This window comes from Cupriavidus sp. GW822-FHT03E04, from assembly GCF_058801495.1.
In genome coordinates this window covers 56,053-81,647 of record NZ_JBXANI010000027.1, presented here as the reverse complement: position 1 = coordinate 81,647, position 25,595 = coordinate 56,053, and the positions used below count along the sequence as shown (strand labels likewise).

Annotated in this window: 21 protein-coding genes; 13 read left to right on the top strand and 8 right to left on the bottom strand. The window is 58.6% G+C overall.

Going from position 1 to position 25,595, the window contains the following annotated elements; translation table 11 throughout:
* Positions 1-14: 14 nt before the first annotated feature.
* The 8 genes from AC1RQC_RS32010 (at position 15) to AC1RQC_RS31975 (ending at position 8,291) form a co-directional block, all read left to right on the top strand.
* A complete protein-coding gene (locus tag AC1RQC_RS32010; RefSeq protein ID WP_492808800.1) occupies positions 15-575 on the top strand; it encodes a carboxymuconolactone decarboxylase family protein in 561 nt (186 codons plus the stop codon).
* Positions 576-657: 82 nt separating this feature from the next.
* Positions 658-1,458, top strand: a complete 801-nt coding sequence (locus AC1RQC_RS32005) for an SDR family NAD(P)-dependent oxidoreductase (RefSeq protein WP_492808798.1) — start codon at positions 658-660, stop codon at positions 1,456-1,458.
* Positions 1,459-1,562: 104 nt separating this feature from the next.
* The gene (locus tag AC1RQC_RS32000) at positions 1,563-2,573 is read left to right on the top strand and encodes a Bug family tripartite tricarboxylate transporter substrate binding protein (RefSeq protein ID WP_492808797.1); all 1,011 of its coding nucleotides are present in this window, start codon (positions 1,563-1,565) and stop codon (positions 2,571-2,573) included.
* A 23-nt stretch (positions 2,574-2,596) separates the two neighbouring features.
* Complete coding sequence (locus AC1RQC_RS31995) at positions 2,597-3,430, top strand: amidohydrolase family protein (protein WP_492808795.1); 834 nt, start codon at positions 2,597-2,599, stop codon at positions 3,428-3,430.
* A 16-nt stretch (positions 3,431-3,446) separates the two neighbouring features.
* Positions 3,447-4,403 carry an SMP-30/gluconolactonase/LRE family protein gene (locus AC1RQC_RS31990; protein ID WP_492808793.1) on the top strand — a complete coding sequence of 319 codons (957 nt, stop codon included), beginning with the start codon at positions 3,447-3,449 and terminating at the stop codon, positions 4,401-4,403.
* Positions 4,404-4,441: 38 nt separating this feature from the next.
* Positions 4,442-5,428 (top strand): Bug family tripartite tricarboxylate transporter substrate binding protein, encoded by a 987-nt coding sequence (locus AC1RQC_RS31985; RefSeq protein ID WP_492808791.1) that lies wholly within the window; start codon positions 4,442-4,444, stop codon positions 5,426-5,428.
* Between the two features lie 27 nt (positions 5,429-5,455).
* Positions 5,456-6,505 (top strand): tripartite tricarboxylate transporter substrate binding protein, encoded by a 1,050-nt coding sequence (locus AC1RQC_RS31980; RefSeq protein WP_492808790.1) that lies wholly within the window; start codon positions 5,456-5,458, stop codon positions 6,503-6,505.
* Positions 6,506-7,148: 643 nt separating this feature from the next.
* Complete coding sequence (locus tag AC1RQC_RS31975; protein ID WP_492808788.1) at positions 7,149-8,291, top strand: helix-turn-helix transcriptional regulator; 1,143 nt, start codon at positions 7,149-7,151, stop codon at positions 8,289-8,291.
* A gap of 120 nt (positions 8,292-8,411) precedes the next feature.
* Here AC1RQC_RS31975 and AC1RQC_RS31970 read toward each other — a convergent pair whose 3' ends face one another.
* Positions 8,412-10,145 (bottom strand): amidohydrolase, encoded by a 1,734-nt coding sequence (locus tag AC1RQC_RS31970; RefSeq protein WP_492808787.1) that lies wholly within the window; start codon positions 10,143-10,145, stop codon positions 8,412-8,414.
* Positions 10,146-10,394: 249 nt separating this feature from the next.
* Between AC1RQC_RS31970 and AC1RQC_RS31965 the strand changes: the two genes are divergently transcribed.
* Complete coding sequence (locus AC1RQC_RS31965; RefSeq protein ID WP_492808785.1) at positions 10,395-11,330, top strand: SphA family protein; 936 nt, start codon at positions 10,395-10,397, stop codon at positions 11,328-11,330.
* A 608-nt stretch (positions 11,331-11,938) separates the two neighbouring features.
* Here the strand turns inward: AC1RQC_RS31965 and AC1RQC_RS31960 are convergent.
* From AC1RQC_RS31960 to AC1RQC_RS31930, 7 genes are all read right to left on the bottom strand, one after another.
* Positions 11,939-13,369 carry an aldehyde dehydrogenase family protein gene (locus AC1RQC_RS31960; RefSeq protein ID WP_492808783.1) on the bottom strand — a complete coding sequence of 477 codons (1,431 nt, stop codon included), beginning with the start codon at positions 13,367-13,369 and terminating at the stop codon, positions 11,939-11,941.
* Positions 13,370-13,492: 123 nt separating this feature from the next.
* The gene (tynA, locus tag AC1RQC_RS31955) at positions 13,493-15,808 is read right to left on the bottom strand and encodes a primary-amine oxidase (protein ID WP_492808781.1); all 2,316 of its coding nucleotides are present in this window, start codon (positions 15,806-15,808) and stop codon (positions 13,493-13,495) included.
* Positions 15,809-16,679: 871 nt separating this feature from the next.
* Positions 16,680-17,678, bottom strand: coding sequence for a helix-turn-helix domain-containing protein (locus AC1RQC_RS31950; protein ID WP_492808779.1), 999 nt, complete (start codon positions 17,676-17,678; stop codon positions 16,680-16,682).
* 680 nt (positions 17,679-18,358) lie between these two features.
* A complete protein-coding gene (locus AC1RQC_RS31945) occupies positions 18,359-18,868 on the bottom strand; it encodes a flavin reductase family protein (protein WP_492808777.1) in 510 nt (169 codons plus the stop codon).
* A 531-nt stretch (positions 18,869-19,399) separates the two neighbouring features.
* Positions 19,400-20,212 (bottom strand): PAS domain-containing protein, encoded by an 813-nt coding sequence (locus tag AC1RQC_RS31940; RefSeq protein WP_492808775.1) that lies wholly within the window; start codon positions 20,210-20,212, stop codon positions 19,400-19,402.
* A complete protein-coding gene (locus AC1RQC_RS31935; protein ID WP_492808773.1) occupies positions 20,178-20,870 on the bottom strand; it encodes a response regulator in 693 nt (230 codons plus the stop codon). Before AC1RQC_RS31935 ends, AC1RQC_RS31940 begins: the two co-directional genes overlap by 35 nt.
* Positions 20,871-20,872: 2 nt before the next feature.
* A complete protein-coding gene (locus AC1RQC_RS31930) occupies positions 20,873-21,706 on the bottom strand; it encodes a sensor histidine kinase (RefSeq protein ID WP_492808771.1) in 834 nt (277 codons plus the stop codon).
* A 200-nt stretch (positions 21,707-21,906) separates the two neighbouring features.
* Here AC1RQC_RS31930 and AC1RQC_RS31925 point away from each other — a divergent pair, with 200 nt between their 5' ends.
* The 4 genes from AC1RQC_RS31925 to AC1RQC_RS31910 all read left to right on the top strand — a co-directional run bounded on the left by AC1RQC_RS31925 (position 21,907) and on the right by AC1RQC_RS31910 (position 25,565).
* Entirely contained in the window at positions 21,907-22,389 is a 483-nt protein-coding gene (locus tag AC1RQC_RS31925; protein ID WP_492808769.1) for a dimethylamine monooxygenase subunit DmmA family protein, read from the top strand.
* Positions 22,386-23,330 (top strand): PDR/VanB family oxidoreductase, encoded by a 945-nt coding sequence (locus AC1RQC_RS31920; RefSeq protein ID WP_492808767.1) that lies wholly within the window; start codon positions 22,386-22,388, stop codon positions 23,328-23,330. Before AC1RQC_RS31925 ends, AC1RQC_RS31920 begins: the two co-directional genes overlap by 4 nt.
* A 15-nt stretch (positions 23,331-23,345) precedes the next feature.
* A complete protein-coding gene (locus AC1RQC_RS31915) occupies positions 23,346-24,368 on the top strand; it encodes a heme-dependent oxidative N-demethylase family protein (RefSeq protein WP_492808765.1) in 1,023 nt (340 codons plus the stop codon).
* Positions 24,369-24,434: 66 nt separating this feature from the next.
* Positions 24,435-25,565: an aminomethyl transferase family protein gene (locus AC1RQC_RS31910; RefSeq protein WP_492808764.1), complete on the top strand. Its 1,131-nt coding sequence runs from the start codon at positions 24,435-24,437 to the stop codon at positions 25,563-25,565.
* Positions 25,566-25,595: the final 30 nt, after the last annotated feature.

Genomic DNA, 25,595 nt, shown 5'->3' with positions numbered 1-25,595 from the left:
TGACGAGAGCCCCTATGACACGAATCCCTCCCCTCGCACCTGCCGACATGACCCCTGAGCAGCGTGCCGTGCACGATACTATCGTCGCTGGCCCGCGCGGACAGGTTCGCGGGCCACTCGCCGTTTGGCTGCATCGTCCCAAATTGGCGGCCAGCGCCCAGGCACTGGGCCAGTTCTGCCGCTACGACTCGTCTCTACCACAACGGCTATCTGAGTTGGCCATCTTGATGATGGGTCAATTCTGGGCTGCGGAGTTTGAATGGTGGGCTCATAAGCCGCTGGCCTTGAAAGCCGGGGTAAGCGCGGAGATCGTGGAGGCCATCCGTACGGGCTCGACACCGCTGTTTGAGCGCGACGACGAGGCCGTCGTTTACGCAGTGATGCGAAGTCTCAATGAAGCACACCGAATCCCCACACCGCTATACAACCAGGCACTGGAGGTGTTGGGTCAGGACAGCATAATTGATCTGGTGGGCCTAGCCGGGTACTACACCTTGATCTCCATGACCATCAACGCCTTCGAAGTTATGCCACCCGATGGCACCCCCTCGGAGCTTGGCCTGCCGCCAGGTTGAGCGGTATTGCTGCTTGCAAAGCCCATACGAATTATTGACAGCACACCAATCACGGACAACCGGTAGGAAGGACCAAGAGATTATGTCGAGAAGATTGCAAGGGAAAGTCGTTATCGTGACCGGTGCGGGCTGCGTTGGGCCTGGCTGGGGGAATGGGCGCGCCGTCGCGGTGCGCTTCGCCGAGGAGGGTGCCAAGATCTTCGCCGTGGATAAGAGCGCTGCCGCCATGGAAGAAACGCTGGCGCGAGTGCATGCGGTTCAGGGCGACGTTGAACCCCATACGTGCGACATGACGAACTCCGCCGAGGTAGAGGCAATGGTCAAGGCCTGTATAGCTCGCTTCGGCCGCGTCGATATCCTTGTCAACAACGTTGGAGGTTCGGCGCGCGGCGGGCCGGTGGACTTGAGTGAAGAAAGCTGGGATGCGCAGCTGAGCTTTAACCTCAAAAGCGTATTCCTGGCCTGCAAGCACGTTCTGCCGCTGATGGTAAGCCAGGGCGGCGGTGCCATCGTGAATACGGCCTCCACCTCGGGGATCCGATGGACGGGTGCAGCACAGGTTGGTTACGCCTCAGCCAAAGCCGCGATCATCCAGTTCTCGCGCGTCGTGGCTGTGGAGTACGCAAAGCAAAATGTCCGCGTCAATACCGTCATCCCCGGCCAAATGCACACGCCGATGGTCGAGGCACGTCTTGCCGGACAACGTGCCGGCGGTGATGTCGAAGCATTGCTCGCGCAGCGCGTGGCACGCATCCCGCTAGGCTTTATGGGCGATGGCCGGGACACCGCAAATGCAGCACTGTTCCTTGCATCGGACGAGGCACGCTTTGTCACCGGAGCGGAACTCGTGGTCGATGGCGGGATGAGCGTGCGTTGCGACTGACGCTCGCTACAACGCCTCACGCAGCATCGAACAAGACAATTTAGCCGCAGGCCTTGGCCCGGCAACAACAAGTCAATCAGAAAACCGTTGGAGACAACCCAATCATGATTTCAAATAAGGCGTGCGCCGATACGCGCCGGCGTATAGTCCTGCACACCCTACTGGCCACGGCTGCTGCTGGCACCGCCGTGCTGGGTGGCACTGCTCACGCAAGTACATATCCCGACAAACCCGTGCGCATGGTGGTTGCATTCTCCCCGGGCGGGCCCACCGACATCATTGCGCGCGTGATCGCCCGTAAGCTGGGTGATCGTCTGGGTCAACAGGTTGTGGTGGAAAACCGACCGGGTGCTGGTGGCAACATCGCTTCTGAGCAGGTCGCGAAGGCGCCCGCGGATGGCTACACACTGCTCTACAACAGTTCGTCTATTGCCATCTCGCCCGCCCTGTTCCAGAAGCCGATGCTGAATCCAGGTGGGATCTTCACTCCCGTGGCTTATGTGGTTACCGTCCCGCTGGTGCTCATCGTCAACTCAGCACTACCCGTAAAAACGCCGCAGGATTTTCTCAAGCTGCTTAAGGCAAAACCTGGCAAGCTGAACTTTGGTTCCTCTGGCAACGGCACCATTGATCACTTGACCAGCGTTCTGTTTGCTGCCCAGACCGGGACGCAGTTCAATCACGTCCCCTACAAGGGCAATGCCGCTGCCCTGCCGGACCTGCTTTCCGGCCGTCTCGATTTCATGATGTCGGGCAGCCTGAATGCTGTAATGCCCTTCATCAAAGACGGCAAGCTGCGCGCTATCGCGGCGACCACCAGCCGTCGCGTATCTCTTCTCCCTGATACGCCGACACTGGCCGAGACCATTGTGCCCCACTTCGACTCGGGCACCTGGCAAGGTATCGTGGGCCCGCGCGGTCTACCCACCGATATCGTCACCCGCCTTAATCGCGAGATCTCCGCCGTCCTGAAAGACCCAGAGACCATTTCGGCACTGCACGCACAGGGCGCAGAACCCACTGGTGGGACTCCAGCACAGTACGGCGAGCTAATCAGGACCGAGTTCACAAAATGGACGCGCGTGGTCAAGGAGACCGGCGCGACCTCGGATTGATAAACCTCTCCACTAGACACACCATGACTGAGATGCGTGCAGATGCAAGGCAAGCCGGCATTTGGGACTGCCATACCCACATTTATGGCCCTTATGCGGTACACCCTCTGCCATCGGACGCCATTTACAGCCCACAGGCGGCGCCTTTCGCAGAGCTCCACGCCTTGCACAGCCGGCTCGGTATCTCGCACGGCGTACTTGTTCAGGGAGCATGCTATGGCGATGATCACAACGCGTTGCTTGCGGCTCTCGACGCTAGCGCCAACGCCTACCGAGGCGTAGCCCTGATTGACCCTGAGATCGACGAAGCGCGTCTGGTTGACATGCATTCACGAGGCGTTCGCGGTATCCGCCTGGGACTGATGTCGCACCTGGCCGGGCGCAGCGACCCGGCCCGCATGCTAGCCATGCTCGACCGCATCCGTCCCTATGGCTGGCATGCATTGGTGCATGGGGAGTTGCCGGACGTGCTGGAGGCGCTCGAACACCTCGCCGCGCATGGCGTGCCGCTCGTGATCGATCATATGGCGCGGGCAAAGGCTGCCGACGGAATTGACTATTCCGCATTCTCGACCCTGGAGACCCTCCTTGCCTTGCCGCATATCTGGATAAAGCTATCTGGAGCCGACCGAATTACCGGTGGGTCGGCGCCGTTCGGCGCAGCGGTGCCCATCGCTTGCAGGCTGTTGGACATCGCCCCTGATCGCGCGATCTGGGGCAGCGACTGGCCTCATCCCAACATTGCGTACCCGTGCCCAAGCGAGCAAGACCTTCTAGCCTGGATCCGCGCTGTCTGCGGCGATGAGTCGACGACTAACGCAGTATTGGCTGGCAATGCGGCACGGTTATACGCTTGAGAGGAGCGAAAGAACGATGACAAACAACATTAATTCGCAGATGCCGCTGTGCCGGTACCCCGACCCTGCAGTCCAGGTGCTCAACCCCTCCTTTGAAAAATATCGGCTGGCACTTGCTGCCGTAGAGCGCATCGCGACCGGCAGCCGCTGGGCCGAAGGCCCGGTATGGATTGGCGATGGTCGCTACCTATTGTGGAGTGACATTCCCAACAACCGGATCCTTAAGTGGGAAGAGTCTACGGGGGTAGTCAGCGAATTCCGCTCGCCATCAAATCATGCCAACGGCAATACGCGCGACCGCCAGGGCCGACTGGTTACATGCGAGCACGCCGGCCGGCGTCTGACACGCACAGAGTATGACGGCAGCATCACTGTGCTAATAGACAAGTTTGAAGGAAAGCACCTCAATTCTCCCAACGATGTGGTCGTGAAGTCGGATGGCTCGATCTGGTTCACCGACCCACCCTTCGGGATTTCTGGCTACTACCAAGGTGAACGAGCCGATTCCGAACTGCCGGAGCGCCTGTACCGACTGGACCCGGACACTGGCACTGCCACCATCGTCGCAGACGACATCAGCGGACCGAACGGGCTAGCCTTCTCTCCCGACGAGCTTACGCTATACGTAATCGAGTCACGGGCACGGCCACGTCGCATTCGTGCTTTTGACGTGGATTCTGTCGGCAGCCGCCTAGGTGCTAGCCGCGTCCTGGTGGATGCGGGTCCCGGCACGCCCGATGGCTTCCGCGTCGACGTCGACGGCAACCTGTGGTGCGGTTGGGGTATGGGCACACCGGAGCTCGATGGCGTACGAGTGTTCTCACCTCAGGGAGAAGCCATCGGCCACATCGCGCTGCCGGAGCGCTGCGCCAATCTCTGTTTCGGTGGCCATCATCGCAATCGACTCTTCATGGCGTCCTGCACGTCAATCTACTCGCTGTATGTCAATACTCAAGGTGCGGTAGGAGGCTAGGCTTCCTCACGCAGATATTAGATAACTGGAGACAACTCATGGCATTTTGCACCTTGCGCCGCGGCGGTCTCGCCGCGGCGCTGCTTGCTTGCGCGCTCGCACCACTTTTCACGGTATCGGGCGCCGCTAATGCGAATCCCATTACGCGCCTGGTAGTGGCGTTTCCTGCCGGCGGTCCGGCCGACTCTCTGGCGCGCGCCATCTCACGGCAGCTCGAAATAGAACTTAAGCAGACTGTCGTCATTGACAACCGGCCGGGTGCAAACGGTGCTATCGCCGCAAGCTTCGTGGCTAAGTCTCCTGCCGATGGCTCTGTTCTGTTCCTCACCAGCGCTGGAGCCATCGTAATTAATCCGGCGCTCTATTCGGCCCTGCCCTATAACCCACAGAAAGACCTTGCACCTATCTCGATGGTCGTAAACACGCCAGAGGTGCTGGTTGTCAAGCCCGATGCCGCCACCTCGACTGCCGCTGCTTTTGTCAAACAAGCTAGGCACTCCGCCAAGCCACCAAGCCTAGCCTCGACCGGCGTCGGCAGCATGCCACATATGACGATCGAGTTGTTCAAGGCGGCAACACACATAGATTTTTTGCACGTAGCCTACAAAGGCGCTGCGCCGGCGATCACGGACACCCTCGGTGGACAAGTTGATGCCTTCTTTGGCGATGCTTCCGGCCTAATGCCATTCATCACAAGCAAGCGTCTTAAGCCCATCGGAGTCGCATCAGCCAAACGCATGCCATTTCTACCCGACATCCCAACGCTGGCGGAGCAGGGCATCGCCAATGTCGAGGCAAGCAACTGGTACGGCATGATGGCTCCGGCCACAACGCCGCCAGCTGTCGTCAACCGAATCAACGAGGCGCTGCGGCGCAGCCTGGCGTCGTCGGATGTTCGCAGGAATCTGGAGCAACTCGGCTTGGTTCCGGCGCCAAGCAGCGCCTCCGAGTTTGCGAGCATTATTCGCTCGGACGCTGCGAAATGGGCCCGCCTCATAAAGGATCGGAACATTCACGGCGAGTAAGTTGACGTCGTCCGGCCATCGATGCCCTTGGCCAACACCGTTTTCACTGTCGGCAGCGCCGCACGGGGACACGCCACGCTTAACAGCATTCAGGAGATTGCATTGACATTCCCAAAATTCATGCGAGGTGTGTTGTTGCTACTCGCGGGCCTTTTGATGAACTCAGCACATGCCTGGGTCGACACCTATCCCACGCGCCCAGTAAAGATCATTGTTACCTTTGTTCCCGGGGGCGGGGCCGATATCGTGGGCCGCTATCTCGCCAATGGATTGAGCAAGGCATTCGGACAGTCCTTCGTCGTGGAGAATCGAGCCGGCGCCGGTGGCTTGATCGGAATCAACGCCGGCCTAGCCGCCCCCCCCGACGGTTACACCTTGACGCTTATCTCGTCTAGCTACACGGTGAATCCCAGTTTGTACAAGCTAAAGTTCGATCCTGTCAAAGATATCACGCCCATTGCGCAGGTATCAAAAGGGCCGCTAATCCTTGTGTCAAATCCTGCATTGCCGGCAAAGAGTACTGCGGAGTTGGTATCGTTAGCAAAGTCAAGATCGGGTGGACTTAATTTTGCTTCGTCTGGACAGGGGAGCATTATCCACCTCGCCGCCGAGCGGTTTGGCAGTATGGCGGGTCTGAAGCTGAACCATGTGCCCTACAAGGGCGGCGGCGCTGCGCTAAACGATGTCTTGGCAAACCAGGTCGACATCTACTTCGCGGCGACCGCGAGTGCACTTCCACTGATCAAGACTGGGAAGCTACGAGCCTATGGAATCACGATGCCGACGCGTATTCCCACCTTGCCCGATGTGCCGACGCTCGCGGAGGCTGGATTCAAGGGCTACGACGTCACTCTCTGGTACGGCTTGATTGGACCCAAAGGCATGCCTGAGACCCTCGTGAAACGTCTAAACGCAGAGGTTAACAGGATTCTCTCCAATCCAGAGACGCCGGAAAAATTCCAGGCTGACGGTGCCCAGCCCGCCGGCGGAAGCCCCGGGGAATTTCGGGGACAGATCAAACGGGAGATCGATGGCTGGCGAAAAATCGTCACCGATCTCGGCATCAAACCGGAATGAGAGAGCCGTAAGACGAACTGCTGTAGGAGTTGGTATGAGAATGCGCAAATGGCGAATGGCGGGCTGTAACTGCCCGCATAGACGTTCAAGGTTTTCCCCGACCTGAAGGGTGCAGACTGGCGCGAGGTGCGGCTGTCACAAACCAATATTTGAGATTCGACGTAGGGGAGCTTGGAAGAGCGTATCGTCGTTCGGTAGTTGAACACCCTCATCTCATTTATGATGGGGAACCAACGATGGGACGAATGCGAGAAACTTGCGCCGGATGGCAAGACCGGTATCGGGTGACGATACTTATGCTGTGCTGTATGCAGTGAAAGGCGCACGTACGGTTCCTAGGAGATGCGCATATGGGCTCTCCCAGTATCCGTAGACAGCACTTTCCCCGTCCGACGGATTCCGCCCCCAATTTTTTGCCACTCCCTTGACTGCCACCATACGGCCGCACCCCGCATTGACACAATTTACAGTGCGGCTCTTGAGCGACAGCCCGATGAGCTCTATTCGACACTGTCGGCCCCATTCCAAAATCGATCAGTCGTGTAAATCCCGATTCCCCTGGCATCAAAATTGCCTCACAGTGCTTTCGTCTAAACGAAAATCCTGCCGGGCCGTGGAAATTGCGACTGTAGCTGACCCTCTATTGCTGAGCCTCTACGGCTCCTGCACCGAATCAAAGCGGTGGCAGGAGGTGCTAGACCTGCTATGCACCGAAACCGGCGCACGTTCCGCCGTCGTGCAGGCAATCAGTTTGCAAGGCTCCCAGGCCAGGGTCTACTGGACCGCGCACGATACATCGCTTGACATGTTTGCTTACGAGGCCCTCATTTCGGACTCCGCAAATCCGCGATTGGAAGGGGAACGCCTGCGCAGGGTAGCCAGCGGTTTGACGGATGACGAAGACTTGTTTTGTAGCGCGGAGCAACCCATTGCGCTCCGGCTACAGAAACAGCTCGTCGAGATCGGCCTGGGGCGATTTCTGGGAGGTTTGATGCCAGTTGGGCTCGACCGGTACGTGGCTATTGCTCTACATCGTGATATCCATGACTCGAGCGACTTCTCCCCACGGCAACGGCATCGTATCGCTTCGCTGATGCCACACTTTCAGCAGGCGGTCTCCCTCACTCAGACCGTGGCAGCGAGTCGGTCTGCGGAGGCTCTCTTCCGCTGCCATCTGGATCGATGGCAATGTGGCCTCGTTGTCTGCGGCACTTCCGGTGAGGTGCAATGGTTAAACCAGAAAGCGCGAGCCCAGTTGAGCGCGGGACACGGACTCTTTGTGCGCGACGGTGTACTCAGAGCTGCAGGCGTACAGCCCCAGCATCGCTTGGCGAAAGCATTGCTTGACCAAGCCGGTTGCAGCACGCCAGGATTTCTTGCGATCCAGTCCGGCACTCAGAGCTGGCAACTCGCGTTGCAAGCACTGGACTCATTTGTGGCGGATGGTCACGAGAAGGCGTTGCTAGTTACCCTCACTGACAATCATCCGGCCGGGCAGATCCCAGCGGAAGCATTGATGGCGTTGTTCGAACTAACCGGTGCCGAGGCGAAGCTGGCGAGCGCACTGGTCGCCGGCATATCCCTGGAGCAGTACGCGGTGCAACGCGGAGTAACGGTGGGAACCGCTCGCTATCAGCTAAAGCAAGTGCTCGCCAAAACGGGCGCAGGCCGTCAATCGGAACTCGTACGTCGAGTGCTTTGCAGTGCGGCCGCTCAGATCGCGGACTACAGCGACGAAGGTTTGCATATGAGCACTGCCGCGGAAATCCGTTACGGCACAGTGTGAGCATTGCATCGAGGCAGTCCTTCAGGAGGCTACTCAAGAAAGACCGTGCCAAGGGCATTCGTCAGCAAGGCTGACAAAGCTGAGAGATTGCGTAGGAAGCGGCTATGCCGCTTCCGGCGATCATTGAGAAAGGTTCTCGGCTGCTCGATAGACCTGCTTTCCCTCGAAGTAGGTCGCAAGCACCTTGGTTTTGTGGATGCGCGCGGCGTCAATCTTGAACAAGTTTTGATCCAGGACCGCGAAATCCGCCGACTTCCCTATCTCGATACTGCCCGTCTCTCTTCCTAGCCCCATGCCCCTGGCACTGTTGATTGTGTAGACACGGATCGCTTCGTCCAGCGGGATCCGCTCCTTGGCATTCAAGACACCTGGCACATCGCCATTCGGATTGCTTCGAGTGACGAGTCCCTCGATACCCATCCAAGGGTCCGGTGTTTGCTGCCCTGCGGGCCAGTCCGATCCCCCCGCGACCAGTGCCCCGGCTTTCATTAGACTCCTGATCGGATAGCTGTGCATCGTGCGATCGTGACCCACGACATGCTCGAACAACGGCGTGTAGGCATGGGGAAACCATAGCATCGGAGAGACATCGGCAACGACATTGAGCTTGGCGAACCGGGGAATATCCGACGGAGAAACGAAAGTGACGTGAGCGATCTGGTGCTGAGGACCGGACATGCCATTTTCCTTGCGTACTGCCGCGATAGCGTCAAGCGCCAAGCGAACGGCACCGTCCCCAACCGAGTGGAGCTTGGCGGGAATTCCCTGCTTGTCCGCTTCTTTCAGCTTCCTGACAAGCTCATCGAGCGAATACAACGCGGCGCCCCGGAACTCGCGTCCATGTTCCGCGCTGGGCTCGTACGGTTCCAGCATCGCAGAAGTGTATGCCATCGGAACACCATCAAGGAAGAGTTTGATGTAGTTCGGGCGAAGGTGAGCACTCCGAACGCGATCCCCGTCCGCCTTGCTCGGGAGGTCGTCCGAATCGGGCTCGGCATGGTCGTTAGCCAGTGATGCGATTACGCGAATCGGCAGACCCGCACCTTGCGTATCGGCCGCGTGCCACGCTGAGAGTATCTCTCGGGTTACCAACGCATCCTGGACGCTAGTGATACCAAAGCCATTCAGCTTAGCTGCTGCAGTCATGGCCGCCTTCTTCAGGCGCTCCGCACCGCGCGGGGGCGCTAGCTTGTTGGCTCCAAACCAAGCTGGTGGCTCCTTTAGCAAACCGGTCGGCTTTCCGTCGGCCATCACATAGACTCCCCCTGCTGGGGCCGTAGATCCAGGCCCGATGCCAGCAAGCTGAAGCACCTTGCTGTTGACCCAGCGGTTGTGGAACGTATCGTCGCGCAAGATGACTGGAAAGCCTTTGCTTGCGCGGTCGAGTGCGACCAACGCATCCGCCTTCTCCAGTGCCGATAGCAGGGAGCTCGACCAGGGCCCTCCCACGATCCAATCATTTGGCTCCGCGTGATCGGCACACACTGACACAGCGGCCAGCACGTCTGCAACATTCCCTTGTGGCGGAATCGCACAACTGTAAAGCTCTTCATAGGCGCCCTCAATGGGATGCGCATGAATATCATTGATTCCTGGAATGACCATGCGCCCCCCCAAATCAATGACATCAGTATTGGGGCCGACCATCTTCTTTGCCTGCGCATCCGTGCCGATCGCAACGAACTTTCCGTCGCGAATGGCGACCGCCTTGGTCCACGGCTGCCTGGCATCCATTGTATAAAAATCACCGTTTTTTAGGACAATATCCGCAGGCTGAGCTCCCGCGACAAAGCTAATTCCTACCAGGGTTACCCCAAGCAGGAAACTCTCGAAGATACGACCGGGGATGGGCATGCTTGAAATCTCCTCATTAGGCGATTGCCGATGTCGCACATGTTAGGACGATGCCCAAATGCCGGCATCTCCCGTTTGGGATATGCAAGCTACGAGGGACGTCGCGAGAACTGATCAACGATGCCCCTTATCCCATATGGCAGATGCCCATGCAGGATCGCATGGATAAAGTGAGTCCACTAGCACGCAAACGGCCAGTAGAAGGCCGAGCTGGCCACGGTCCTACTTATTCAACGGGAGTTCAACATCATGCAATCCACTCGCTCACATCTTCCTCTCAGGCTATGTCTACTTGCCATGGGTGCGATATCGCTGAACGCCTTTGCACTTGAGGGCGGGGTGCCAATCACACCGTTCGGTGTCTACGACTTCGGCGCAGGGATGCTACCCCCTCCGTCCGACATCGCCACAGTGGGAGTCCGAGTAGCCTCTTTTTCCGCAAAGCGTCTGAATGACAAATCGGGCAATCAGTCACCTGTAAGCGCGGACCTTACCGCCAACACCTACGGTGTCGCCTTCATCAAGATGACCAATTCAACGCTACTGGGCGGCAAATATGGCTGGTCTGTAGTTGCACCCTATTTCGATATGAATGTGGATCTTGGCATACCGGCTCCGGCCGGCAAGATCAGCCGGAGCGGCAGCAATTCGGCGTTGGGTGACATACAGTTTTCCCCCGTGATTCTGGGGTGGGCGCCTGCTGAAAACCTCTTCATTAACGCATCACTAGTGCTTCAGCTACCGACCGGAAGCTATGACAAGAACAGGGCAGTAAACGCGGGGCTAAACCACTGGGCGATATCGCCCACCTTAGCGTTCACCTACATTGCTCCCTTCGGGGGCGAGATTTCGTCCAATATCCAGATTAATGTTCATAGTCGAAATAATGCCACCGACTATCGATCTGGCATGGAATACCAGCAAGATTTTGCGATTGGCCAACATATCGGACCTTGGACAATCGGGTTAGGCGGGTACTTCAGTCAACAACTCACAGATGACACTCAGGCCGGAAGAACGGTAGAGGGGAGCAAAACAAGTGTAGTTGCCGCGGGACCCGCTATCCAGTTCTTCAAGCCGGCGTCCGGCTTGCCAATGGTGACGCTGCACGCATACAAAGAGCTCGCTTCGAAGAATCGTGTGCAGGGGAGACAGATCGCTTTGAGAGCAGCCTGGACATTCTGACCGGTTCAAGACAGGAATAAGCTATCGATGAACCGACACCAGTATACAAGTGCTCATGGCATGTTTAGTCGAACAGATTGCGGAGTAAAGGCGCATCGAAAACGCACCAGCTGTTGACGAGGTCGCCAGATATTTCTTCATGATCTGCTATGGTAAGCACGCGCGCTACCACGATCCCCTCGGATGCAGCCCGTACGCGAAGTCGTGCTAACAGGCGGTCGTCACATGGGTTGCCGAACTTCATCTCTGCGGTTTAGGCGCGATTGAACTCTAGCTATCTGTGACGACGGTGCGTTAAATATGATTGATCTCGGTGGCGTTGTGCGCGAGATCAAATGGGGGACTACTAAGGGGAGAATGGCTCTTGGGCGTGCGGCGCAGCATAGCGGGCCATCGACTAAGAGGCCGTTTCAAAAAGATCCTGGTGTCATTGCGCGGCCTTGCCGTACCACTTGTACTGTCTGCGGCCGCGCACCTAGCCAGAACCGCTTCGCTTCATTTTGAAGCAGCCTCTAAGGAATTACCGGCGTGCAAGGAGATTGCCCTGGACCCATTTCGCCTCGCGGGACCAATCGCGATCCCCGCCGCATCGAGTTTGGATGGCCCTTCTACTTCTTTACGCTAATGACCCGTGATTGGGTTACCGACTTCAGCCCGTCAATGCCGAACTCGACGCCCCAACCCGACCTCTTCACGCCGCCGAACGGGACTAAGGGGTGCACTGCACCGTGCTGGTTGATCCACACCGTGCCAGCCTGGATGCGACTTGCTATCGCCTTGGCTCCGTCGAGATCAGTAGACCAGACTGAGGCGCCAAGTCCAAAGTCCAAACGATTAGCGCTGGCAATAGCGTCTTCGATCTCCCGATAGCGGATAATGGGCAGTACGGGGCCGAACTGCTCCTCGTCCACCAAGCTGGTGCCGTCGGCGATGTCCGTCACAAGAGTCAGCGGATAAAAATAGCCCGGCCCCGCTGGCGGCGTGCCGCCACAAACGATTGTTGCTCCGCCATCGCGCGCCTGCTTCACCAGTGCTGCCACCTTCTCGTACTGCATGCGATTTTGGATCGGACCCATCGCGATGCCCGGTTCCATGCCATTGCCCATGGGCATAGTCGAAGCCAGCTCCTTTAGTTCGTCCACCATCGCGTCATGCAGGCTCTCATGTACGTACAGGCGCTTTACGCAAGCACAGGTTTGCCCCATGTTAAGGAAGGCCCCCCAGAACAGATCCTTCGCGATAGCTTTAGGGTTGGCATCCGGCAACACAATGGCCGCGTCGTTTCCGCCTAGCTCCATGGTCGTGGGAGTGAGGTTCCGGGCAGCTGCCGCAGCAATACGGACGCCAGTCGCGGTGGAGCCGGTAAACATGATTTTGTTCACATCCGGGCTATCCACCAGCGTGGCACCCACCACGCCGGTACCGCTAACGGTGTTGATAACTCCCGGTGGCAGCACTTCGGCGATCAGCCTCACCATCTCCAAGCTGGCAATGCTGGTGTACTCCGATGGCTTGAGTACAACGGTATTGCCGGCACGGATCGCTGGAATCAGTTGCCAGACAGCGATCATCAGCGGCCAATTCCACGGTGCTATGGCGGCAACGACGCCGAGAGGTTTGCGATGGACCTCGTCACGCCGACTCGCGTCTTCGAAAGCTACCTCGTTCGGCAAGTCCAGATCAGCGGTCACTCGCGTCCAGAGCTCGCATGCCCATAACTCGAATCGTGCGCCTGGCACCTGGTCCGGACCTACACCTCCCAACGGCTTTCCTTGTTCGCGCGTGACCCATTGGGCTAAATACTCGGCATTCTGCTTTAAGACGTCGGCGATGCGATGCATCAGCGCCTTGCGGTCCCCTTCAGAGCGGGCAGCCCATGCAGGTTGCGCCGCCTTGGCCGCTGCCACTGCACGCGCCACCTCATCGGTGCTGGATTGAGGTACCGTGCCCAGCACCTCACCAGAGGCCGGATTGTAGGATTCGAGGCCCTCCGCAGAGCAAACTGCCTGAGCATTGACAATGTTCTTGAAACTTTGCATGTTCTGTGTCCTTTTAGATCTCTCTGGGTCGCGAGTACCTGTGCCCAAGCCAGGACCAGCCAACGCTGATGGAGCTTCCACTCGACCGCATGACTACTGTGGGACCAAGTGTTTTTGTGTGGATTACCTGCTGTGCTTATTGAGACCCAATGTGGGCGTCTCATCGAAGAAGTTCCATGGTTTTAGCAGAACATGTACCCACTCGGTCGGCATAATTGGCCACTCCTCCGCGCGGGCAACATGCGTGGTACCGGTGGTCAACCACACCACATCGTCCGTATTGACGATGGACTGATCGTCCTTTGCAAACGCCCCAAGTCCGGTATCTTTGCTCGATCGATTAGGGTATTTGCCCTCAGGGAATTTCTCCTCAGGGTCGTAGCGTGTTACCCAGAGTTGGCGGTCCATGAAGCTCAGTCGGTGATTTATCCATTCATCCTTGCTGAAGTTGGCACCCTTGGCGATGGGGTGGGTACCACCGGCATAGGGGATCAGTTGATAGGACACCGGATTGCCGACCTTGTTAGTCCTGTTCGGGTTACTGAGTAAGCGGATAGTCGAGGCATCGAACCTCTGTGCCGCTTGCAGCTCTGTGGCCGGGCTTCGTTGCACCGTCTGCATAGTGCTGGTCCGCAGACCGCCCCGTGTGTTCGGCGCCACCACGGGGTCGATCTCCGTGAGCGAATTGCATTCACCATCGACATCCAGGTCGAGTCGGAAGTTGTAGATGTGCTGGTGAGTAGTACCAACGATATTGTGATCAAGCAAGGTTCCGTAACGAGTGTCCTCGACCGCCGTCGCGTCCTGCATGGTGCGCGACTTCACGCCCTTGACCGCCTCAATGCCAGTGGCTCCCGCGTTGATGCCAATCGTGCCATTTTCAGCAAAGACCCAGTCGAAGATGTAGTCGTAGTTTCCGACAGTGCTCACCCAGCGTACCACCAGTTCGCGTCGCTCAGTGCTGAGATTAGGTTTTCCCATTTCCTGATGCTTGAACTCTGGCCCGGCGTAGCGCTCGAACACGGCGATCGCATTCGGGATCTTGCTGGGCGCACCGGTATAGTCAGCAATAGTGGCGTCGAGTAGCACTGCATTCTCCGGCGCATCCTGGCCGCGCTGAATCGGCGAGGTCAAGGTTCCCATACCGTACTCGCCCGAATCCAGATAGGCTTTGAAATACCATCCGATATCCGGATCGCCGTAAGGCACGATCATGCCACCCAGTGAACCTTCGTACATGATCTTTCGTTTCGTTCCCTTATCGTTATACGTAACGGTGGACAGAATTGGTCCGACTCGTGAATCAAGCCGAAGATGAAAGTCCCAGTTTCGCCAATGCAGCGTGTTGCCGGATATCGAGTAGTTTTTTCCCTCGGGCTCACTGATCTCCAGAGGCTTGGGAGCAGCAGTGGTGGCACGGTCTCGACCATCATAGGGCGTTGCCTTCAGTGGCACTGGGATAACACTCTGGTCTTCAACTTTAATGACCTTCTTTTGGCCCAAGTCGACCACAGCGACGAGATTCTCGATCGGGTGAGCCCAGTAGTTTCCGTCACCCACGTCCAGATAGCTGACGACCTTGAGCAAACGGTCTTCTTGCCTCAGAGCGTCCTTTCCTTCGAAGTAGCCGACCGTCAGCGGTGTGCCGACTACCTTCTTCACGTCGCTAATCCCGCGCTTGGCCAGCGCCTGCGCGTACTCAATGCTGGACTCGATTGCGGCCTGCACCGTGGCGAAGTCATCTACCAACACCATGCCGTGGGCACCTTCGATCGGTTGCCACCTCACGACCGTGCGAGCCGAGAGATCGACCGTGCCCTCGATTACCTCTTTTCCATCGAGGATAACGAAGGCGGCCTGGCGGGGAGCCCGCACAGGTTGGCCCGTAAGGGCAAAGTTCCACACGTCCTGTTTTGGTGGTTCCTTCAACGTAATTTCGGTAAAGCGGTAGCGAGACTGGTAACGACCGGCCGTCTTCAGGATGTCCAACGTGGCCTTAATCTCGCCTGCAGTTAGCGGATTTAGCGGATGCGGCGTGCGCTCGAGTACAAACGTCTTGTCCAGATTGGACTGAAAGACCTGGTTGATAAAGGTCTCCGAGACGAAGGGTTGACCCCCTCGCATCACAACGGGCACATCAAGCTGCAACGGTTGACCATTTACCAGTGCAGACTTCGAACCCGGCTTGACTTTCACAAGGGTGCTGTTGCGCAGGATCGTATACACGCTCGCGAAGTCATCCCAGCGCACTGTGGCGCCAAAGTCCTCCAGAGTCTTCTTCATCGGGAGCATTGTTGCAGCAGAACCGTGCGCGTGAGCAGGCGCTGAAAAAAGGAAAGCTGCGGAGAAACCTGTGGCGCAGAGTGTCACGGCGAATGCCAAGCTCAGCGCGTGTCGCTTACGCGAGTGGAAGGTCGGAAAGTGAGGATCGATATGCATGGGTAGCCTACTGCTTAGTCTAGAGAGCATGAGAGCGGAAGTAAGCATTATTGAAGGAATCCCCTGGCCGCAGTATCCGCTTCTGGCAAAACGGTGAGGTGTGTGACGTGGATATTAATTGCGTCGATTGAGTCGGCGGTAAGAGCCATCGAGCGCTGGACCCGACAGACGCGGGAGGCAACCAGAGCAACTTTGATTTTGCACCTTGGAATCTGCCTCAAACTATCGTCACGCGAATAAGGACTATGGCATGTAAATGACTTTCGTTATCTCGCGAGCGCTGCCGCAGCAATACGCTTTGCTGAAATCGGATACTTGCTTCGCCATGTTGTAGCTAGACTTATGTGCATGGGCTTCACGCAAGAAGCGTTTCACTTGACCAAACTACCGGACTAACTATGAAGAAGGCTACATACATCGCTACAACATTTGCATGCCTGCTAGTAACCGGCACTGCTTTCGCCGGCCCCGACTGGGACGTGATCCAGCGAGCAAGGAACGAGGCAAAAGCCGTAAAGCAGATAAACAAACAGGAGGTACCCTCCTCCACGGCGGCCGCCGCACAACCCCATCCTGCGCCGCCGCCGGCACGTTGAACGATCCAGGTCCGACGCAATGCACGGACCTGGATGTCAAATAGGCTAGTTGATGTCCGCCCCCAAGTAACCTGACCTGCTAAGTGAGTTCGCTTACCCGCTCCTCGCGTCCCGGTCTTCGTTTGGGGGCCGCGATCCGCTATTACTGCTAGACAAATCTGAGACTGGATTGCGTAGCAATGTAATCCAAAGATGAGGAATACCCGCGCAAGTCATCTTCCAATGGCGGTCGGTGTTCTTCGATGGCGTCAGGCTGCACAACTGCATGACGTTATCTATCGTGGTACGCATAGCAACGTCTCAGAGGGCAACTCACCGAACATGGCTTGATAAAAATGGGCAAATCGCCCCATATGCCAAAACCCCCATCTCTGCGCTACCTCATAGATGCTTGCCCTTTTCCTTTGTCGCAACTCCCTGCGCACACAGTTGAGCCGGACAGTTCGCAAATAGTGAGCGGGGCTCATCGCGAGCACTTCTTCAAAGCAGTACTGCAGATTCCTGCGGCTGATCGAAGTCGCTCGGCATAGATCGGCCATGGTGAGCGAATCACCAATGTTCTCCATCACATAGTTCCTCGCCAGGTCAACAATTGCACGTCGACTATTGTAGGACCGTGGAACAGACGGAAGCGCCTCACATGGCTGCAGTAGCCCCGCGATGCTGTCCATCAGCGTGTTCTGAAGATTTCGCTGAAGAACTTCGCTTCGCAAAAGCGCGGGATTCTGCCGCAGCACGGACAGCATTGACCGGATAAGTTCCCTGGTATTCGCTCTCGAAGTCTTATCTGCGGGAATCGTATACTTCCCTGCCAAATGGTTCCCCGCGTCGATACCACAAACGCTTTCGATATGGTCTGCTAGCGTTCCTACGTCGAACGAAACACTCACCAAACTCATGAGGTTGGGACTTCTGCAATCTAGCGTATCGCCATAGCTGAATGTCAGAAGCACATCCTCCTCGAGCAAGTGCCCGTGGAATGACCCGCCCCCGACCAGGTCATAGCAGAAAGTGAAATTTCTTGCGCCAGGCAGACCCTCCCCGGTCATTCGTACTGACTGATTTGAACTCTCGCCGTAAATTTGGGTGTCAAGAAAGCAAACCTCGGTTAGCTCGCCACGGAACTTTCCCGCACTGAGTTGCTCGTACTGCTGATCCCAACCAGAAAGGGCTTCAGCTAGTTCTTGTACGTCACAAGCGCTGGTAGCGTTGAATGTCGCCAACGGCGCGATGTTTTCGACGTCGCCCCGATCTTTAATGAAGTCTATGTTCATAGCCCCCCCCTCACAACGTACGACCGATATCTACTCCGAATTTCCCGTAGCGCCTCCGGTATTGGGGCGGAAGCGATAGGGGATCCTGAAGTCGGCATCTACAATCCAATTGTCGGCATCTGTGCCACCTGCGCGATTGGCCAAGCGCGCTGCCTGCACCTCCAGTGGCCGATGACCATATACAGAAATTTGCATGCCGAGAGTCTTTCATCGCCACGATTGAGTGACGCAGAAATACGCAGTCCGAACGCCACACATCAAAGTGACAAATAATGCACTTCTAAAATGATCGAGCATCGCGACTGGTGATCTGCCTGAAGATGCAAGGGTAAGGAAATGAAGAGGGGTGATCATCTCCCATATGGGATAAGAGAACGAATGGGCAGCGCACCTGCATCGATCCGTCGTCGTATTCGACTTCCGATTTCGGCCGGATTGCTGCAGCTCCTCGGAGCCAGCGAGAGCAGTGTCTCGCCTCCTGCCTGGCACTACCCAGATGCGGCGCTCCCTGCACCTGCGTGATCATCTGTGGCAGCGCCTCTGCTGATTCCTCCAGCCTTCCGCGGCGCGCAGCAGCGCAGCCGAGCGTCCTTCGTGGCCCGGCGCACGTCAGCCCTTCGCAAGCCGGGAGAAAAAACTACGCCGCGACCGGCCTGCATCAACGATTCTGCCGCCCGGCTTCAGGCCAACACCAACTCAGGCACCAACTCCCGAAATCGGGAGCAGTGGAAAATCAAGGGTTCGATCGAATGGGCGACTGCAAAGTCCATCACTTCCAGCAAAGCAATCACATGATCGCCGGCCTCGTGCTCGGCAAAAGCTGCGCATTCAAGCCAGGCCGATGCGCCATGAATGCGCAGCGCCTTGGCGCTGGTGTAGTCGCGCGTCACGCCCTGCCAGCGGGCCTGCTTGTCCTTGGAGGCCAGTTGGCGGCACAGCGCGGCTTGATCCTGGCCGAGCAGCGAAACCCCGATGCGGCTTGCCCTGCGCAAGATGGACCACGTCGTCGAACTCTTCTGAATTGCGACGGAAACCAGCGGCGGATCGACGGAAATGCCTGTCATGAACGACGAAGCCACCAGGACCTGATCATCTCCGTCCACCGTCGCAGCAAGTGCAGCAACCCCCGTGGGGTAATGGGAAAATGCTTTCCGCAGTGCATTGGGATCCCTTATTGCAGCAGAAATCATGGCGTCATAGCTCCGTTGATTTGCAAGTTAATGTATGGAATTCGGGTCGGAGGATCAAACGACAAAGATGAATCTCCCAGGCTTCGTCATTCCCCTGTACCCGGGTGCAGCGCTTGAGGTCATCGATAATGGTCCGGGCTGCGCGGCGGCCGCTTTCGATGGCACCATCGATGTGGCCAACCCAGCCGAGCACGTAATCGGAACCGGTAACGCACAAGGCCTAGGCCTAGGCCAAGCCCCCTACGTCTCGCAAAGACTGTGCCAATATTCTTCATGGGAATTAAATATTCCCATAATGAAGTTCTTCAGCGCTTCGAAAGTAGATGCGCCGCGATGGGGCGCTAGCCTGCCGAACGCTCGCGCATGGTGCATGCCTCCGCATCGCCACGGGTGGCCTGGCCAGCCAATATCGACCGGGAAATCATCGTCCGTGCAGATTGCCGGGGCAATCCTGTCTCTGTCCCAATGGAGCGCGCTCGTACTGCCAGGGGCCGACGCTTGCAGTGGATGGGTTCGCCAAGCCCGACGCACTCAGGCCGGCTGCATGAGTGTCGCCAGACGCGCCAGGACCTCGGGCGTCAACTCATACATGGTGCCTTCAATTGCCAACACCTCTGCGCTGGCGGAGTAAACGCCCTGGCCCTTTTCGAGTACATGGCACAAACGCCCATCTGCCGATTGGATGCGGTAGGCCAGGGTGTAAGGCTGATGCTTGCGCAAGGCGTCCTGCACGCTGTCCCATACATAGTCAGCGTCTTCCGGCACGATCAGGCTGCTGTACTTCACGTGCCGGCCATTGCGCATGTCCTCGGCCGGATAGCCGGTCAGCATCAGACAACCCTGGCTGATCACTTCCATCGTCCAATCACGATCGTTGCGCCCGCGATAGACCAAGCCAGGCAGGCCATCGATCAGGCCGCGTAAGCTGCGGGCGTCCGCTTGCGCGCTGATGAACTGGCGCTGGGATGGTGTGACATCGTGCGCCGCGACCCAAACTTGGCCGGATGAAAATTTGACGTTCAACTCCAGCCAGCATAGCTCCTTACCGAAAGGCACGAAACGGAGCCGCCGCCCAGACTGGATCTGAGCGGTGGGCGACGGGACAGCCAGCGCTCCGATCAGATGCTGCCATGCTGCCGCATCCTCGGGGTGCACATAGCGCTCAAGTTCGGTACCTGGCACCATCGTGCCGAGCAGTTGCGCCCAGTAGGCATTGTGTTCAAGCACCTCGCCTTGCAAAGTCAGCCTGGCGAGGCCAACGGCAAACTCGTCGGCCGACCATGCCCCGAGCTCAGCGAAATCGGAGCGTTCAGCCGGCGTGCCGGCTCTCTGCGTCTGCAGCATATGGTTTTCCAGTGGGGACCGGCAGGGCGCTCAGATAAACCCAGGCGGCTAGTTCGAGTCTGGAACGCAGCTTGAGCTTGCGCAACAGGCTTTTGACGTAGATCTTGACGGTTCCATCGCTAATGCCAAATTCGCGCGCGATGAGTTTGTTGCTCATGCCCCGTGCGATCAGCGCCAGGGTCTGCGCCTCCCTGACCGTGAGTTCGACCTCGGACGCAGCCATTGGGGCCCTGGCCTGCAGGGCTGGGTCGGACAGCAACGACACCATCTGCTCGTTGAGCACCACCGACCCCGTACTGCACTGACGCACATAAGCCAGCAACTCGTCGGGTTCCATTTCCTTGAGCGCGTAGCCGTCAACGCCCAAATGCAGGGCCTCCAGTAGCTCCGCGCGGTCCAGTGCCGCTGTCAGTGCAATGACCCGGCAGCCAAGCTCCATTTGCTTGATCTCGTCCAGAACCTGCAGGCCCGACAGGCCCGGCATGTGCAGATCCAGGAGAATTACGCTCGGCAGCAGCCTGCGCGCCAATTCGATGCCCTGCCGGCCCGATGACGCCTCGCCCACGACTTCGAAATCTCCGCTGCTCGAGAACATGCCCGCCAGCCCGCGCCGGAACAAGGGATGATCGTCGATGAGCAGCAAGGTCGAGAATGCCATCTCTAACACCTCACAGGAATCCGCAACGTCATGCGAACGCCACTCGGCGTGACACTGCCGATGGCGAGCGTGGCGCCTATGGCTAAGGCGCGCTCCTTCATAATGTCCAGTCCGTAGTGACCGTTGAGGGAAGGCGTCTGGTGCATGTTCATGCCGATGCCGTTGTCCTCGACGACCACCTGACAGGCAGCCACGAACTGGTGCAGCTCGATGCGCACTTGCGTGGCATGAGAATGCCGAACGACATTGGCCAGTGCCTCCCGCACGACCTGCAGCACCTGAAGTTCATGGTCCGGCGGCAGCACCCCGGGGGCCAGCCGGTTGTCCAGCTCGAAGACAATGCCGCTGTGCCTGGAAAACTCTTGCACCGCATCGACCAGGGTATCGCGCAAGGAGAGACCCTGCATGCCGATGCGAGCGCCGGTAATCAACTCCCTGACCTGCTTCTGCAGGCGCCCAATGACTGTCCGCATTTCCGCGACCAGCGGCACGGCCTCGCCGGTCTCGCAGATTAGCGACTCAAGCCGGCGCGCCTCGAAAGCGAGGAAGCCGAGTTGCGAGGCGACAGAGTCGTGCAGTTCGTGCGCTAGCAGTTCGTAGCGGGCCAGACTGCTTTGCGCAATGGGTGCGATATCGCCGTCTTGGTGCAACGCCGACGGCGGCTTGCCCTCTCCCGTCTTCAGATACGAGCGCGCGCGCGTTCCCGGCCGGGGGCCGCGCGCCGCGCTCAACCTGCCAAACGCGACATGGGCTGCGCGGCGCGCCTTTGCCAACGATCCCGCCTGGCTCTTGCCTGCTCGTAACAAAATCGGTCCTGACTTTGGTCTTTGGGTCATGGTGCATCCAAGCAAATTCTATGCCTCGCCACCACTATGGCAACTATCTCCATGGAGATATCACCTTGGCGGGGTTGAGACTGCGCCGTCAATGCACGACGATGCGGCCATCTGTTGCGCATATACACAGCTCAATGCAAGCCAGCCTTCCCCACGATAGCCCGCCCCTTTACAGCAGGCCTGACTACCAGGCGCACGCCATGCATGGCACCGCACGACACCACATCGTGGTATGGGCAAGTGCGCCGTCCCGTGAAGACGAGCTGTTCGCAGCCGAGTTAAGTGCCAAGGTAGCCGAACGGCATACGCTGCTAACGGCCGCTAGCCCCGGAGCCGACGACCAGGCCACACTGGCGAAGGCCCTGGAAGCCGCGCTACGCGTCGCCCGCGCCGGCACGCATCTCTATCTGTCAGGCGCCGAGCACCAAGTCTGGTGTCTGTACAACGCTGCGCAACAGTTTGGGATGCAACCGCAGCAGATCAGCGTCTCGTGCTGCGCGAGTGAAACACGCCCCGTGTACTGCGTGCATTGCGCCACGCTGCAGCAGGCCGCCCAGAGCGAACTCAACTGTTGCCGGTGTGGCGTGAGGCTGATGGTGCGCGACCACTTCTCGAGGCGGCTGGGCGCGTACATGGGCGTAGTCGCGGATGCGGACAACCCCTATGCGAGAGGCCAAGCATGACGAGGACGATTCAAGTCAAGGTAGCTGCGAGCAGGCAGCTCACGCCGCTGATTCGCGAGTTCATGCTGGCGCCTACGGTCGGCAAGCTCCCGAGATTCTCTGCTGGCAGCAACATCCAGGTACGGCTACCTACGTTGGACCGCGTCCTGCGCAATGCATACTCATTGGTCAGCGACCCACATGACCATTCGCATTACCGTATCGCCGTGCGCTTGCAGGAAGCGTCTCGCGGCGGATCACGCTATCTGCATGAGCAAGTCCGTGAAGGCGACAGCCTGGAGATCACAACGCCGTCCAATCTGTTTGCACTGCACTCACTTGCCCAGCGCCACATTCTGATCGCAGGCGGCATCGGCATCACGCCATTCATGAGCTATATCGAGGACCTGGAGCGGCGCAATGCGAATTTTGAACTGCACTACGCCTATCGGACCGGCCTGACCGACGCCTATGTCGACGAGCTGAGCCAGCGCCTGGGCGAGCGCTTCCACGCCTATGACGCAAAACAGGGCAAGCCGCTGTTGCTCAGCGAGGTGCTCGGCCACCGTGCCCTCGGCTCGCATGTGTATTGCTGCGGGCCGGAGCGTCTCATCGCGGGCGTCCGCGAATGCGCCAGGGCATTGGGCTGGCATCCGAGTTTGGTCCATTTCGAAGCCTTCGCGGCCCCCCAACCCGGGCAATCGTTCACGGTCGATCTGGTGCGCAGCCAACGCAGCATCCAGGTGGACGCAAACCAGAGCCTGCTCGAAGCACTGGAGCAAGCCGACATCGAAGTCCCCAACCTCTGTCGTGGTGGCGTCTGCGGCCAATGCGCTACTCGCCATCTCGGCGGCGACATCGAACACCGGGACCACTACCTTTCCAGCGACGAACAAGCGCAGATGTTGATGCCCTGCGTTTCGCGCTGCGGCGGTCGCTCTCCCTTGCTACTCGATTTATAGGAAGGATCCCAGTCCATGGCCCTCAAGCTCGCCTCCACGACGCAAAGCTTCCGTGAAGCCTTCACTTATCGCAATAGCCCGGAAGCCATCGCTCGCTTTCCATTTCCGTTCACCGAAGACAAGTACATGTATTCGGTGAACATCGAACCGGCGGCCTCGCGCGACCCCGGTTCGATTTTTGAGCATCAGTTCGACATTGACGAACACTACCGCTCCGAGATGGCCGAGCGCTCTATGGTCCTGGAAAAAGACCCGCGCCGCAGCATCGTCATGCCGCATATGCAAGTCGCCGCTTGGGATGCGCTGGAACTGTACATGGAGCATATGAGCCAGGACTATCCCGAGTGGTTCGCGCTCGAGCGCCAGGGCGATCAATGGCACTGGACCAACAAAGCGCTGGGACTGGATCAATCGTTTGTCTTTGGGCAGGCAGACACGTTGCCCTACGAACCGCTGGAGTACATCATGCGTCAGGCGCAGGGCGACATCGCTCTGCTCGACCAACGCGATGGCGACCTCTTCATGGATGCCGGCGTCATCACCGCCCCGGCTGACTGGTCTCTCGCCTTCGATGCCGGCATGAGCTTCAAGCAATGGCATTCGCCCGTGCCGCTGGCGCACCAGCTTGGCGTCTTCGATCGCGCGCTCAAGTTCCTGCTCAACATCCAGGTCGGCCACCCCGTGCGCCGCCTCAACTGGACGCTCACCATCAACCCGCGCCTGGACACCTCCTCGGAAACCTACCACGAGTGGGGCGCCGATCGCGGCACGGTCACCGCGCAAAATGCCGGTCGCAAAGTGCACCTGCGCGTGGAGATGCAGCTCATGGCACGCCTCCCGCGCAGCCACGCCCTGCTTTTCGGCATCCGCACCTACCTCGCCAGCCTAGACGAGATCGTCACGCAACCCGGCTGGGGGCAGCGCCTGTATCGCGTGATACGCGACCTCCCCGAACCCATTGCCGACTACAAGGGCATCAGCCGGTACCGCCCACAACTACTCGAATGGCTGCGCCCCTTCGATCCCGAAGCATCCTGAACGCACGCACGAACACCGCGCCACGGCGCTGTCGAATCACACATCAACCAGACTGGAGAACATCACATGGCCAATTCCTGGCGTATTTCCGCACTCGCCGACCGCCACCGCGCACTGGGCTCTAAGCTCGAGGACTGGAATGGCATGGGCACGGCGTGGACCTACGACACCGGGCTGGCGGATCACCACGAGGCCATCCGCACGCGCGCGGGCCTCATGGACGTCTCCGGCCTGAAGAAAGTGCACTACGTCGGCCCGCATGCGGAGAGCCTGCTCGACTACGCTTGCACCCGCGACATTTCCAAGGTCTACCCCGGCAAGTCCGTGTACGCGGCCTTTCTCAACGAAGAAGGTAAGTTCATCGACGACGGCGTCATCTACAGGACCGGCCCCAACGCCTTCATGGTAGTCCACGGTGCGGGCACGGGCTACGAATGCCTTACCCGCGGCGCGCAGGGCAAGCAAGTCGCGGTGTTGTTCGATGACGACCTGCACAACCTGTCATTGCAGGGCCCGCTGGCCGTTGACTTCCTGGCCGAGCATGTCCCGGGCATCCGCGACCTGAACTACTTCCACCACATCCAGAGCCGCCTGTTCGGCCGGCCGGTGACGATCTCGCGCACCGGCTACACCGGCGAACGCGGCTATGAGATCTTCTGCAAGGCAGCCGATGCCCCCCTGATCTGGGACACCATCCTCGAACAAGGCAAGCCTGCAGGCATCATTGCATGCGCATTTACGGCGCTGGACTGGCTGCGTGTCGAAAGCTACCTGCTGTTCTACCCCTACGACAACTCTGAAATGTATCCCTTCGCCGACGAGAAGCCTGGCGACAGTCTGTGGGAGCTGGGTCTGGACTTCACGGTATCCCCGGGCAAGCGGGGATTTCGCGGAGCAGAAGAGCACTATCGTCTCCAGGGCCGCGAGCGCTTCAAGATCTTCGGCGTGCAGGTCGACAGCCAGCAAGCCGCAGCCAGCGGCGACACCCTTTGGCGCGACGGGCAGCAGGTCGGCGTCATCACCTGCGCCATGTACTCGCGGCTGACGCAGCGCTCGCTCGCTATCGCCCGGCTCGAGGTCGACAGCGCAGTGGCGGGAACTGCGCTGCATGTGCGCGGCAGTCTGACATCCACCGCCACCGCGCAACCCATGCCCTTCGACGACCCGTCCAAGGGCAAGCGTACCGCCAAGGGCTGATCCCGCAACCATCCCCCTGAATGCTGCCCC